General features: G+C 66.0%; 13 protein-coding genes. 6 read left to right on the top strand and 7 right to left on the bottom strand.

Features of this window, described 5'->3' with window-relative positions; translation table 11 throughout:
• Positions 1 to 31: 31 nt before the first annotated feature.
• Together EYS42_RS05470 and EYS42_RS05465 are read left to right on the top strand one after the other, a co-directional pair.
• The gene (locus EYS42_RS05470) at positions 32 to 1,747 is read left to right on the top strand and encodes an NAD+ synthase (protein ID WP_130966843.1); all 1,716 of its coding nucleotides are present in this window, start codon (positions 32 to 34) and stop codon (positions 1,745 to 1,747) included.
• A 72-nt stretch (positions 1,748 to 1,819) separates the two neighbouring features.
• Entirely contained in the window at positions 1,820 to 2,158 is a 339-nt protein-coding gene (locus EYS42_RS05465; protein ID WP_130966842.1) for a P-II family nitrogen regulator, read from the top strand.
• A 32-nt stretch (positions 2,159 to 2,190) separates the two neighbouring features.
• Here the strand turns inward: EYS42_RS05465 and EYS42_RS05460 are convergent, their stop codons facing one another.
• From EYS42_RS05460 to EYS42_RS05440, 5 genes are read right to left on the bottom strand one after another with little or no spacing between them, the layout of a single operon-like run.
• Positions 2,191 to 2,817, bottom strand: coding sequence for an LOG family protein (locus tag EYS42_RS05460; protein WP_130966841.1), 627 nt, complete (start codon positions 2,815 to 2,817; stop codon positions 2,191 to 2,193).
• 2 nt (positions 2,818 to 2,819) lie between these two features.
• On the bottom strand, positions 2,820 to 3,398 hold the full coding sequence (locus EYS42_RS05455; protein ID WP_130966840.1) for an RDD family protein: 579 nt from the start codon (positions 3,396 to 3,398) through the stop codon (positions 2,820 to 2,822).
• A 56-nt stretch (positions 3,399 to 3,454) separates the two neighbouring features.
• Positions 3,455 to 4,243 carry a DUF3106 domain-containing protein gene (locus EYS42_RS05450; RefSeq protein ID WP_130966839.1) on the bottom strand — a complete coding sequence of 263 codons (789 nt, stop codon included), beginning with the start codon at positions 4,241 to 4,243 and terminating at the stop codon, positions 3,455 to 3,457.
• A 6-nt stretch (positions 4,244 to 4,249) separates the two neighbouring features.
• Entirely contained in the window at positions 4,250 to 4,870 is a 621-nt protein-coding gene (locus EYS42_RS05445) for a DUF3619 family protein (protein WP_130966838.1), read from the bottom strand.
• 38 nt (positions 4,871 to 4,908) lie between these two features.
• Entirely contained in the window at positions 4,909 to 5,490 is a 582-nt protein-coding gene (locus EYS42_RS05440) for an RNA polymerase sigma factor (RefSeq protein ID WP_130966837.1), read from the bottom strand.
• Positions 5,491 to 5,818: 328 nt separating this feature from the next.
• Between EYS42_RS05440 and EYS42_RS05435 the strand changes: the two genes are divergently transcribed.
• From EYS42_RS05435 to ilvC, 3 genes are all read left to right on the top strand, one after another.
• Positions 5,819 to 7,564 carry an acetolactate synthase 3 catalytic subunit gene (locus EYS42_RS05435; protein ID WP_425358875.1) on the top strand — a complete coding sequence of 582 codons (1,746 nt, stop codon included), beginning with the start codon at positions 5,819 to 5,821 and terminating at the stop codon, positions 7,562 to 7,564.
• 207 nt (positions 7,565 to 7,771) lie between these two features.
• The gene (gene ilvN / locus EYS42_RS05430; RefSeq protein WP_130966835.1) at positions 7,772 to 8,263 is read left to right on the top strand and encodes an acetolactate synthase small subunit; all 492 of its coding nucleotides are present in this window, start codon (positions 7,772 to 7,774) and stop codon (positions 8,261 to 8,263) included.
• 77 nt (positions 8,264 to 8,340) lie between these two features.
• Entirely contained in the window at positions 8,341 to 9,357 is a 1,017-nt protein-coding gene (gene ilvC / locus EYS42_RS05425) for a ketol-acid reductoisomerase (RefSeq protein WP_130966834.1), read from the top strand.
• Positions 9,358 to 9,491: 134 nt separating this feature from the next.
• On the opposite strand, the gene EYS42_RS05420 is transcribed toward ilvC, so the two are convergent.
• A complete protein-coding gene (locus EYS42_RS05420; RefSeq protein ID WP_130966833.1) occupies positions 9,492 to 10,922 on the bottom strand; it encodes a bifunctional enoyl-CoA hydratase/phosphate acetyltransferase in 1,431 nt (476 codons plus the stop codon).
• A gap of 212 nt (positions 10,923 to 11,134) precedes the next feature.
• Between EYS42_RS05420 and EYS42_RS05415 the strand changes: the two genes are divergently transcribed.
• Positions 11,135 to 11,773: a flavin reductase family protein gene (locus EYS42_RS05415; RefSeq protein ID WP_130966832.1), complete on the top strand. Its 639-nt coding sequence runs from the start codon at positions 11,135 to 11,137 to the stop codon at positions 11,771 to 11,773.
• Here the strand turns inward: EYS42_RS05415 and EYS42_RS05410 are convergent.
• Positions 11,704 to 12,537: a MerR family transcriptional regulator gene (locus EYS42_RS05410; protein WP_165456635.1), complete on the bottom strand. Its 834-nt coding sequence runs from the start codon at positions 12,535 to 12,537 to the stop codon at positions 11,704 to 11,706. The genes EYS42_RS05415 and EYS42_RS05410 overlap by 70 nt on opposite strands.
• Between the last annotated feature and the right edge of the window lie 13 nt (positions 12,538 to 12,550).

The raw sequence follows: 12,550 nt of genomic DNA, 5'->3' as shown, positions 1-12,550 counted from the left end.
GGCCCCGCGCCATCTCGTCCCGGATTTCACGATGCCTCACTCTTTCTCGCACGGCCCTCTGTCAGTGGCCGTGATCCAGTTCAATCCCGTGGTGGGTGACCTGGCCGGCAACGCCCGCCAGCTGGTGGCGCTGGCACGTCAGGCCCATGCCGATGGCGCCCGCCTGGTGGTCACGCCCGAGCTCTCGCTGTGCGGCTACCCGCCCGAAGACCTGTTGCTGCGCCCGCGCTTCATCGACGACTGCCAGAGCACCCTGGTGGGCATGGCCGAACAGCTGGCCGACCTGCCTGATCTGCAGGTGGTCGTCGGCCACCCCGCGCCTTCGCGCCTGGGCGATGCCCGCACCCGCTCCTGGTCGGTGCCCGGCTTGGTCAATGCCGCCAGCGTGCTGCAGGCCGGCGCCGTGGTCGGCACCTATGCCAAGCGCGACCTGCCCAACTACCAGGTGTTTGACGAGCGCCGCTACTTCGTCAGCGGCCGTGACGCCGGTTTTGGTCCCCTGGTGATCGACGCGCAGGGCATCCGCCTGGGTGTGCTGATCTGCGAAGACGCCTGGTTCGACGAGCCCGCCGACGCCGCCTGCGCGGCCGGGGCCCAGGCCCTGCTGGTGCTGAACGCCTCGCCCTTCCATGCCGGCAAGGCCGCCGAGCGCGAACAGCGCATGGCCGTGCGCGCCACCCGCAGCGGCTGCCCGCTGGTCTATGCCCACCTCGTGGGCGGCCAGGACGAGGTCGTGTTCGACGGCGCTTCTTTCGTGCTCGATGCCGAGGGGCGTGTGCAGGCCCGCGCCCTGAGTTTCCAGTCCGATGTGCTGCACGTGCAGCTGCAGGCGGGTGGGCCCGGGCAGGCCGTGACGGTGGCGCCAGCCCGCACCGAGCCTTTGCTCGACGCTGACGCCGAAATCTGGGCCGCGCTGGTCACTGGCGTGCGCGACTACATCGGCAAGAACGGCTTTCCGGGCGCCATCATCGGCCTGTCGGGCGGCATCGACTCTGCCCTGGTGCTGGCCATTGCGGTTGATGCGCTGGGCGCCGACAAGGTGCGCACCGTGATGATGCCTTCGCCCTACACGGCCGACATCTCCTGGATCGACGCCCGCGACATGGCCGACCGCCTGGGTGTGCACCACGACGAGATCGCGATCGCCCCCGAGTTCGAAGCCTTCAAGGCGTCGCTGGCGCCGCTGTTCGTGGGCCGCGCCGAAGACACCACCGAAGAAAACATCCAGGCCCGCATCCGCGGCACCCTGCTCATGGCGTTGTCGAACAAGACGGGTGCCATCGTGCTGACCACCGGCAACAAGAGCGAAATGGCCACCGGCTATTGCACGCTGTATGGCGACATGGCCGGCGGCTTTGCCGTCATCAAGGACCTGGTCAAGACCACGGTGTACCGCCTGTCGAACTGGCGCAACGCCCAGGCCCGCGCGCAAGGGCAGGTCGAGCCCATCCCCGAGCGCATCATCACGCGCCCGCCCTCGGCTGAATTGCGCCCCGATCAGAAAGACCAGGACAGCCTACCCGAGTACGACGTGCTGGACGCCATCCTGCAGCGCTACATGGAGCAGGATCAGTCCATCGAAGACATCGTGGCCGCAGGGTACCCCGCGGCCGATGTCGACAAGGTCACGCGCCTGCTCAAGATCAACGAGTACAAGCGCCGGCAGGCACCGGTGGGCATCCGCATCACGCACCGCGCCTTCGGACGCGACTGGCGCTATCCCATCACGTCTCGCTACCGGGCCTGAGTGTCATCGAACGAGATTGCGTGCCGCACTGCGCAACCATGCTTAAATAACGACAGTTCCTTCGGAGTCACCATGAAACAGATCACCGCCGTCATCAAACCGTTCAAGCTCGAAGAAGTCCGCGAAGCGCTGGCCGAAGTGGGCGTCACTGGCCTGACCGTCACCGAAGTGAAGGGCTTTGGCCGCCAGAAGGGCCACACCGAGCTGTACCGTGGCGCCGAATACGTGGTCGACTTCCTGCCCAAGGTGAAGGTGGAAGTGGTCGTCAAGGAAGACGACGTCGAGCGCTGCATCGAAGCCATCGTCAAGGCTGCCAAGACCGGCAAGATCGGCGACGGCAAGATCTTCGTCACCTCGGTCGAGCAGGTGGTGCGCATCCGCACCGGCGAGACCAACGAAGACGCCGTCTGACGCCTTCAGCCGCTTGGTTCCGGGCCTGCTGATCAGGTCCCGTCGGCCACGCCGCCTGGCGCTGCCACCTGCAGCTCCGGCGGCGTTTGTGCTTTCAGGCGCCGGGCTTCGGTGTGCAGTCGGTCGAGCAGGCGCTCGATGTCGGTGTCGATCAGCAGCAGCTCCTGCACATCGGGCCACAGGAAGCCTTCATCGCGCAGCGCGTCAATGAAGCGCAGCAGGTGGTCGTAGCAGCCATCGACATTGAGCAGGCCCAGTGGCTTGCTGTGGTAGCCGAGCTGACGCCAGGTCCAGATCTCGAAGATCTCTTCCATGGTGCCGATGCCGCCGGGCAGGGCCACGAAAGCGTCCGATTGCTGGGCCATCTTGTGCTTGCGCTCGTGCATCGAGCCCACCACCTGCAGCTCGGTCACACCACCATGGCCCAGCTCGCGCTGGATGAGTTTGTCCGGGATGATGCCGATGACCGGGCCGCCGGCCTGCAATGTGGCGTCGGCCACGGCGCCCATCAGGCCCGTGCTGCCGCCGCCATACACCAGTTGCCAGCCGCGCTGGCCGAGTGATTGGCCGCAGGCCTGGGCAGCGGCCAGGTAAGCCGGGCGTGTGCCGTCACGTGAGCCACAGTACACGCACACGGAAAAAGTGGCAGGGGCTTTCACGGTCAGGGCTTTCTGGCGTTGGGGTGAGCGGGCAGCTGGTCGTCGGGTCGGGTGTCGACCAGGGCCGTGCGGCAGATCTGGTCGTGCAGGAACTGCCCTTGGGGCAGCGCCTTCGACAACAGGGCGTACAGCACGAACCACACCAGCAGCAGGCTGGTGATCTCTTTGGCGCTGTGCCACTGCATGGCCCAGGCCAGCAGCAGCGGTGGGAAGAACCACAGCCATGACAAGGCAAAGCGCAGCGCCGCCTGCAGGGGGCGCACGGGCAGGCCATCGCGACGCAGCAGGCGCAGGTGCCAGGTCTTCATGGCCAGGGTTTGGCCACCACGCACCCAAAAGCCCACGAAGTACAGGGCCAGCACGGCGAACATGGTGGCTTGCAGCCCGTTGCGGTGGGCCAGGGCGTGCTTCTGGTCCACCAGCACACCGAAAACGATGCCCGCGAACATGACCACCCCGAACAGCAGGGTGCTTTCATACACGATGGCGGCCAGGCGGCGAATCAGGGCGGGGGCGCTGTGCTGAGCGCGGGCCACGCATTGCGCGTGGGTCAGGGGAGGGGTGGGCGGCGGACGGAACATGCGCGGCAGTGTGCACCAGGGTGCACCGGGTCACGGGGCGGGTGCCCCGATGAAGCTCAGGGGCTGGGACTCGATGTTGCCACAGGCGTCATGCCCGCACTTTGCGGCCCCTTCTTGGGCAGCATGGTCTGCGGGTCGACAAATGGCTTGGTGGCCGCGATCTTGGGCAGGCCGCTGTGCTGGTACAGCGGTGGTTTGGGTGCCGATTGGGTCATCAGCTGGGTGGTGGCGCCAGGGCCCGCCTTGACCACGGCGGCTGACACCGGTTTGCGGGCGGCCGCCTGCGGTGTCGGGGTGGTCGGCACCAGGTTGGTCTTGCGGTCAGGCATGGCCGCCTGACGTTGCCCGGGGGAGGGGGCCGAAGGGTTGGCCGCGGCCTGTTTGGCCTTGGCCTGCTCCAGCAACTCGGCTTTCTTGTCGGCGGGCAAGGCCTGGTAGGCCTCCCACTTCTGCTGGCGCTCGGCCGGTGCCAGTTCGCGGGCTTTCTGGAAGCGCAGGCGCGCCTCGTTCCGCTCGGTCGGGGAGGCGGCCGACCAGGCTTTCATGCGGTCGCGCACGCGGGCCTGGCCATCGGCCGACAGGGTCGGGTAGCGGCGGGCCACGCCGATCCACTTGTCCTGCACATCGTCGCTCATCTGGCCCCATTGAGACGCCAGGGGCGCCAGAACCGTGCGCTCCTGGGCCCCCAGGCGCAGCCACTCGTTGTCCTGGCGAGGTGCGCCGGCGGCGTTTGTGTTGGCGTCGGGTCTGGCGTGTGCCGAGCCTGTCGCCCAGGCCGAAGCCACCAGCCCGGCGCACAGGGCCAGGGCAGTCAGGGGCAGGGCGATCCAGGCGTTCAGGGGCATCGGGGCTCAGCTCTCGGTGGTTTCGGTGGCAGATTCGTCGGTGTCGCTGGCATCGCCCGCATCGTTCGGGGTGTCAGCACCTTGAGGCAGGGTGTCTTCTGCGGGCATCACGGCCGGCATGGGCGAGCCAGCCCGCAGGAATTCTTCAAAGGCCGGGTCGGCATAGGCAGCTGGTGGCAGGTCGTCTGCCAGCAGGGCCATGTCGATGTCGGCTGCCGCATCGACCTGTTGTTGCCGCTGCCACCAGTGGATGCCCCAGAGCCCCGCCACCAGGGCAATGATCGGCAGGGCCGAGGCGATGCGCCAGCCCCAGCCGGTGGGCTTGTCTTCCAGGCGGCGGCCATGGTCGATGTGGCGGGCAAAGCCGGGGCTGCCTGCCGAGGCAGGCCCTGCCAGTTGCCACTGGGGTGCACGAAGGGGGGCTGCTGCTGTGGCCACCACGGCCTGGGTGGCCCGCACATTGCGGGCTGCGGCCACGGCCTGCATGCGGGCCACACGCAGACGCTCGGACACCTCGTGGCCGACCGACGCGCTGCTGTCGTCCAGACGCGCCGTCAGTCGCAGGGCGAAACGGGCCTCCAGGGCTTCAACCTGGGCCGGGGTGAGGGGCTTGCCAGTGGTGTCCATGGTGCGTGTCCTGTCGTGGGTGCCGGGGTCTGGTGACATCACAGGCCAATGCCTCGGCCTTTGAGGGCCTTGGCCAATGCAGCAACGGCCCGGGAGCAATGCGTTTTCACGCTGCCCTCCGAGCAACCCATGGCTGCAGCCGTCTCTGCGACATCCAGTTCCTCCCAGTAACGCATCAGAAACGCTTCGCGTTGACGCGCCGGCAAATTTTGAATTTCTTCTTCGATGATCCGCAGCACCTCGCCGCGGTTGGCGGTTTCCTCAGCACCTTCCGTGCCCAGGGCCTCCACCGCCAGGATTTCCAGCAGGTCGACATCGCCATCGCCATCGCCCGACACCGTGGCTTCCAGATCGCTCATGGTGTGAAACACCGCATTGCGAACTTTCTGGCGCCTGAACCAGTCCAGCGTGGCGTTCGACAGGATGCGCTGGAACAGCATGGGCCACTCGGCGGCGGGCCGGTCGGCGTAGCTGGTCACGAGCCGGATCATGCTGTCCTGCACGATGTCGAGGGCGGCTTCCTCATCGCGCACGGCATACAGCGCCCGCTTGAACGCGCGCTTTTCCACGCTGGCCAGGAACTCATCGAGTTCGTCTGCGGGTGACGGAGCAGCAGGCAAAGGCAGGGCAGGCCGTGAGGCGGTTGTGAGGACGTCGACGCGGCCGGATTATGCCTTGTCCGTGCGAATTCGCCCGGAATGCACCCGAAAGCCGGGCTTGGTGCGATAATCTGCGTTTTTGCGTCATCCCGATCTGGGCTGAGCTGCGGCGCGATACGCTCGCAGTGGCAGTCCGCGCAGGCTTCGAATCCGCCTCACAAGGGCGAGCCTTGCGGTGATCCGTCACCGTGAAGCTGTGAGTCAGGGCGCCCTCAGGGCCCTGGGTTGCGAGGAGGGGCACCGATCGTTTTTCGTTAGAGAAATTCGGAAAGGTTCTTTCATCATGGACATGTCTCAAGGCAACGCACAAGGCAGTGCGGCTGAAATCCTCAACGGCTCGGACATCCTCGTCCGCTGCCTGCAGGCCGAAAACGTCAAATTCATCTGGGGCTACCCAGGCGGCGCGGTCCTGTACATCTACGACGCCCTGTACAAGCAGGACACCATCGAGCACGTGCTGGTTCGCCACGAACAGGCCGCTGTGCACGCCGCTGACGGCTACGCGCGCGCCACCGGCGACGTCGGCGTTGCGCTGGTGACCTCCGGCCCCGGTGTGACCAATGCCATCACCGGCATCGCCACCGCGTACATGGACTCCATCCCGATGGTGATCATCACCGGTCAGGTGCCCACGCCCGCGATCGGCCTGGACGCCTTCCAGGAGTGCGACACCGTCGGCATCACGCGCCCCATCGTCAAGCACAATTTCCTCGTCAAGGACGTGGCCGACCTGGCCGTGACCTTGAAGAAAGCCTTTCACATCGCCCGCACCGGCCGCCCCGGCCCTGTCGTGGTCGACATCCCGAAAGACGTCTCGCTCAAGACCACCGCGTTCCGCTACCCCGAAACGGTGGAAATGCGCTCGTACAACCCGGTGCGCAAGGGCCATGGTGGTCAGATCCGCAAGGCCGTGCAGCTGCTGCTGACCGCCAAGCGCCCCTACATCTACACCGGCGGCGGTGTGATCCTGGGTGAAGCCTCCAATGAACTGCGCGAACTGGTCGGCATGCTGGGCTACCCCAGCACCAGCACCCTGATGGGTCTGGGCGCCATCCCCGCCTCCGACAAGACCTTCTTGGGCATGCTGGGCATGCATGGCACTTACGAAGCCAACATGACCATGCAGAACGCTGACGTGGTCATTGCCGTGGGCGCTCGCTTCGACGACCGCGTGATCGGCAACCCCAAGCACTTCGCCCAGGTCGAACGCAAGATCATCCACATCGACATCGACCCCTCGTCGATTTCCAAGCGCGTCAAGGTCGACATCCCCATCGTGGGTGATGTGAAGGACGTGCTGCAGGAAATGATCGCCCAGATCAAGGAATCGACCACCCGCCCGGACCCCAATGCCCTGGCGGCCTGGTGGAACCAGGTCAACGAGTGGAAGAAGCGCGACTGCCTGAAGTACAAGACCTCTGACGACGTCATCAAGCCGCAGTACGTGGTCGAGAAGCTGGCCGAGCTGACCGCCGGCACCGATTACTACATCACGTCAGACGTGGGCCAGCACCAGATGTTCGCCGCGCAGTACAGCAAGTTCGAAGAGCCCCGCCGCTGGATCAACTCCGGCGGCCTGGGCACCATGGGTGTGGGCCTGCCCTACGCCATGGGCATCAAGCTGGCCAAGCCCGACGCCGAGGTGTTCTGCATCACCGGCGAAGGCTCGATCCAGATGTGCATCCAGGAGCTGTCGACCTGCAAGCAATACAACACCCCGGTGAAGGTGCTGTCGCTGAACAACCGCTACCTGGGCATGGTGCGCCAGTGGCAGCAGCTGGACTACGGCGGCCGCTACTCGCACTCGTACATGGACGCGCTGCCTGACTTCGTCAAGCTGGCCGAGGCCTATGGCCACGTGGGCATGCTGATCGAGCGCCCCTCCGATGTCGAAGGCGCCCTCAAGGAAGCCATCAAGATCAAGGACCGCTCCGTGTTCCTGGACATCCGCACCGACCCCACCGAAAACGTGTGGCCGATGGTGCAGGCCGGCAAGGGCATCTCCGAGATGCTGCTGGGCTCCGAGGAGCTGTGACCGCTCGCTGAAAGCCAAGACCCCGAGCCACTCGGGGCCCCAGGCGCCGCGCTTGCCGGCACGTCGCCTCGGGGTCAAGCCTCAAGCCCCTGGGGGGCCCACAGGTGGAGTGGCCCGGGACGCTGTTCCCCCTTTGTTCATCGCTGCTTCACGGCCACGGCAGGCGGCTTACCGGCCCCTGACTCAAGAGCCTGAAAGGACGATTCCATGAAACACGTCATTGCCCTGCTGCTCGAAAACGAACCCGGCGCCCTGTCGCGCGTGGTGGGCCTGTTCTCGGCCCGCGGCTACAACATCGAAAGCCTGACCGTGGCCCCGACGGAAGACCCGTCGCTGTCGCGCATGACCATCGTGACCACCGGTTCCGATGACGTCGTCGAGCAGATCACCAAGCACCTCAACCGTCTGATCGAAGTCGTCAAGGTGGTGGACCTTTCCGAAGGCCCCTACACCGAGCGCGAACTCATGCTGATCAAGGTGCGTGCTGTCGGCAAGGAGCGCGAAGAAATGAAGCGCATGGCCGACATCTTCCGTGGCCGCATCATCGATGTCACGGACAAGACCTACACCATTGAACTCACGGGTGATGCGTCCAAGCTCGATGCCTTCCTTGAAGCCATCGACCGCGCAGCCATCCTGGAAACCGCACGCACCGGTACCAGCGGGATCGGTCGTGGCGAGCGCATCCTGCGCGTCTGAGCCTGAAGCGAACACCGCATCGGTTCACCCCATCGACCCCGCAACAATCTTCCCAGTTATCTGTTGGAGCTAAGACAATGAAAGTCTATTACGACAAGGACGCCGACCTGAGCCTGATCAAGGGCAAGAACGTCACCATCGTGGGCTACGGCTCGCAAGGCCACGCCCACGCCCAGAACCTGCGTGATTCCGGCGTGAACGTGACCGTCGGTCTGCGCAAGGGTGGCGCTTCGTGGTCCAAGGCCGAAGGCGCTGGCCTGAAGGTCGCCGAAGTCGACGAAGCCGTGAAGGCCGCCGACGTCGTGATGATCCTGCTGCCCGACGAGAACATCCCCGAGGTGTACAACAACAACGTCGCCCCGAACATCAAGAAGGGCGCCACCCTGGCCTTCGCCCACGGCTTCAACGTGCACTACAACCAGGTCGTGCCCCGTGCTGACCTGGACGTGATCATGGTCGCCCCCAAGGGCCCTGGCCACACCGTGCGCTCGGAATACCTGAAGGGCGGCGGCGTGCCTTCGCTGATCGCTGTGTACCAGGACGTGTCGGGCAAGGCCAAGGACATCGCCCTGTCGTACGCTGCTGCCAACGGCGGCACCAAGGGCGGCGTGATCGAAACCAACTTCCGTGAAGAAACCGAAACCGACCTGTTCGGCGAGCAAGCCGTGCTGTGCGGTGGTGCCGTGGAACTGGTCAAGATGGGCTTCGAAACCCTGGTGGAAGCCGGCTACGCTCCCGAAATGGCCTACTTCGAGTGCCTGCACGAGCTGAAGCTGATCGTCGACCTGATGTACGAAGGCGGCATCGCCAACATGAACTACTCCATCTCGAACAACGCCGAGTATGGTGAGTACGTGACCGGTACCGAAGTGATCAACGAGAAGTCGCGCGAAGCCATGCGCAACGCTCTGAAGCGCATCCAGACCGGCGAATACGCCAAGATGTTCATCCTGGAAGGCCGCACCAACTACCCGAGCATGACCGCTCGCCGTCGTCTGAACGCCGTTCACCCGATCGAGACCGTCGGTGCCGAACTGCGCGGCATGATGCCCTGGATCGCCAAGAACAAGCTGGTCGACCAGTCGAAGAACTGATCGCCTGGCTGGCCGGCCTACCGACCTGTCGGTGGGCCCCAGGGAAAAGCCGCTGCCCTGCAGCGGCTTTTTTCATGCCCAGCTCATGCCTTGATCATGCCCTCGCTCGCATCGGGGCGGGAGAGGCCTGTGCTTCAGGCCGCCACACGCAGAGCCGGCGAGCCCTTGTCGCTGGCCACGGCATCGTCGCCGCGCGCCATCAGCAGGGCCAGGGCCGCCGAGGCGATGTGGCTGCGCTCGCTGTCGGTGTCGTTGCACAGCAGGATCGGCACCTGGGCACCCAGCACCAGGCCGGCCACTTCGGCCTGGCCCATGTACGCCAGCTGCTTGACCAGCAGGTTGGCCGTTTCCAGGTTGGGCGCCAGCAGGATGTTGGCGCGACCGGCCACGCTGGAGCCAGGGTGGCGCAGGCGGGCCACCTCAGGGCTCACGGCGGCGTCGAAGGGCAGGGGGCCGTCGATGTCGAAGTGCTCGCCCTTCTGGCGTGCGTAGGCCTTGCACAGTGCGGCGGCGTCGATCGACGAGCTCAGGTTGGTGTTCAGCGTCTGGGTGGCCGACAGCAGCGCCACGCGGGGCGACATGCCCAGGCGGCGGGCCAGGGCGGCGGCGTTGTTCAGGATGTCGCGTTTGTCGTCCAGCGTGGGGTGGATGTGCACTTCCGAGTCGGTGATGATCAGCGGGCGTCCATAGCCCGGCACGTCGGCCACCGCGGCGTGGCTGATGCGACCCTGGGTGCGCAGGCCCCCTTCATGGGTCAGCACGGCCTGCAGCAGTGGGCGCACGTCAATCTGGCCTTGCTGGATGGCCTGCACCTTGCCGGCCTGCACCAGTGCCACGGCCTGCTCTGCGGCGGCTTCGGCGGTGTCGGCTTCGACCCATTCGCAGCCGGCCAGTGGCAGGGCGGCTTCGCGGGCCACGGCCTCGATGGTGGCGCGCGGGCCGATCAGCCAGGGGCGCACCAGGCCAGCCTGTGCCGCCACCACGGCTGCACGCAGGCTGCAGGCTGTGGTGGGAAAGACCACGGCGCAGTCGACGGCCGGCAGCGATGCGGTCAGGGCCATCAGCCGGGCAAAGCCTTCGTGGCGCGTGAGGGTCAGCTCGGGCAGCGGGGCACTTTCACGCCGCACCTTCTGCGTGGGAGCCATCACTTCGGCCGTGCCGCTGATCACCGACTTGCCGGCCTGGTTGGTGCACAGGCAGTCGAGCAGCACCATGTGCTTGTCGCGCTTTTCCTGCACCGTCACGGTCACGGTGATGACGTCACCCACACTGACCGGACGCAGAAAGCGCAGCTGCTGGCCCACGTAGATGGTGCCGGGGCCGGGCAGCTGGGTGCCCAGGATGGTCGAGATCAGCGTGCCACCCCACATGCCATGCGCGATCACCTTGTGGAAGGGCGTCTGGGCGGCGTAGGCGTCGTCCAGGTGGGCCGGGTTCACATCACCGCTCAGGATGGCGAAGACCTCGATGTCTTCACGGGTCAGGGTGCGGGTGAGGCTGGCGCTGTCGCCGGGCTGGAGCTCGTCGTAGGTGCGATTTTCCAGCAGGGTCTGAGCTTGTTTCATGGCGAAGAGGGTGTGTCCGCGTGTGGGTTTGAAGTGCTTGGCATGACCGTGGCCTGTCATGTTGCGGCGCAGCATTTCATGCGGGTGCATGAACGTCAAGCACTTCTGTCAGTCCTTGGCACGCACGCCACAGTGCACCGTGACCGGTGTGGCGTTCTGGCCGCAAAAGCCATGCGGCGCGGGCCATCTCGGCGCCTTGTCATACTTCGGGCATGAACACCGCCACCGCCTCTCCTGTCTGGCTGGACCGCCCCGAATGGCTGACCCCGGTGCCCCTGCCACAGGCCTACCGTCTGATCAACCACGGCCCCACGGTGCTGGTGTCAACTGCCCATGGCGAGCGATGCAACGTGATGGCTGCCGCCTGGAACATGCCGCTGGATTTCAACCCGCCCAAGGTGGCTGTGGTGGTCGACCGCAACACGCTGACGCGCGAGTGGCTGGAAGCCTCTGGCGAGTTCGTGCTGAACGTGCCGGTGGCGGGGCAGGCCGATGCCGTGCGGCGTGTGGGCACGGAAACCGGCCGCACGCTCGACAAGTGGCGGGATGCCGGCTTGCAGGCCCACCGGGCCGAGCAGGTGCGGGCCCCGCTGGTGGCCGGGTGCGTGGCCTGGCTGGAATGCCGTTGCCTGCCCGAGCCTGAGGTGCTGGCGCGCCATGACCTGGTGCTGGCCGAGGTGGTGGCCGCGTGGGCCGATGCCCGGGCTTACGCCTCAGGGCGCTGGTTGCCTTTGCAGCCTGCCCAGCACATGCTGCATCACATCGCCGGAGGCGAGTTCTTTCAGACGGGCTCTGAGCGGTCGGTGCCTGGCGTCGGGCCCTCTGGCGAGTTGCCGTCCGAGAAGGCCTGAGCCAGTTGCTGCATGATCAGATCGAGCGCATCGCGGTCGAATTCCTGCTGCAGCACCACCGGGAAGGCGGCTGACACCGATCCGATCGCGATGGGGCGCAGGCGTTCGATCAACTGATGGATGCCCCTCAGCACACTGGGTGGCAATTCGGGTGAATCGGTTTCGCGCCTGATCTGCTGCACCATGCTGACCACGAATTGATCGACATACATCTTGGCCAGGCTGCGGCACTGCTCGATCAGGCGCTCTTGCAGGCCCAGCACGGTGCTCATGGGCATGCGCAGGTCGGCCAGCTGCTTGCCGATCGACCACAGGCTGGGGCTGAGCACCTCGAACACCGCTTCGTTCAAGGGCGTACCGGGGGGCGAGACCTGGCGGTACAGACCGTTGCGGATGAGCTGCGCCACCTGCTCGGGCGTGGCACGCTCACCCCAGTGAGAAGCCAGCTGTTCCAGGGTACGGTACTCGGGCTTTTCGACCTGGAAGAAGCCCTGCGAAAACATCTGGGTGACCAGCGACTGCGTGGTGTTGGCCGTCATGGGCACTTCGGCCAGCATGGCGCCGATGGCATCCAGGCCAAAACCCAGGCCGCGCAGCTCCTTGATCAGCTCCACCCGCTGGGCGTGCAGGCTGCTGTACAGGGCGCGCCGCCCCTGCAGGGATGGGGGCGGCAGCAGACCGGCCGTCTGCCACGCGCGGATGTTGCGCACGCCAACGCCAGTGGCCTTGGACAGTGCCGTGACGCTCAGGAGCGTGTGGACCACCGCAGCCCTCAGA

The organism is Aquabacterium lacunae (assembly GCF_004310865.1).
Classification (GTDB): Bacteria; Pseudomonadota; Gammaproteobacteria; order Burkholderiales; family Burkholderiaceae_C; genus Aquabacterium; species Aquabacterium lacunae.
Note: the sequence above shows the minus strand (reverse complement) of the source record. Positions and strands in the feature narration are given on the sequence as shown.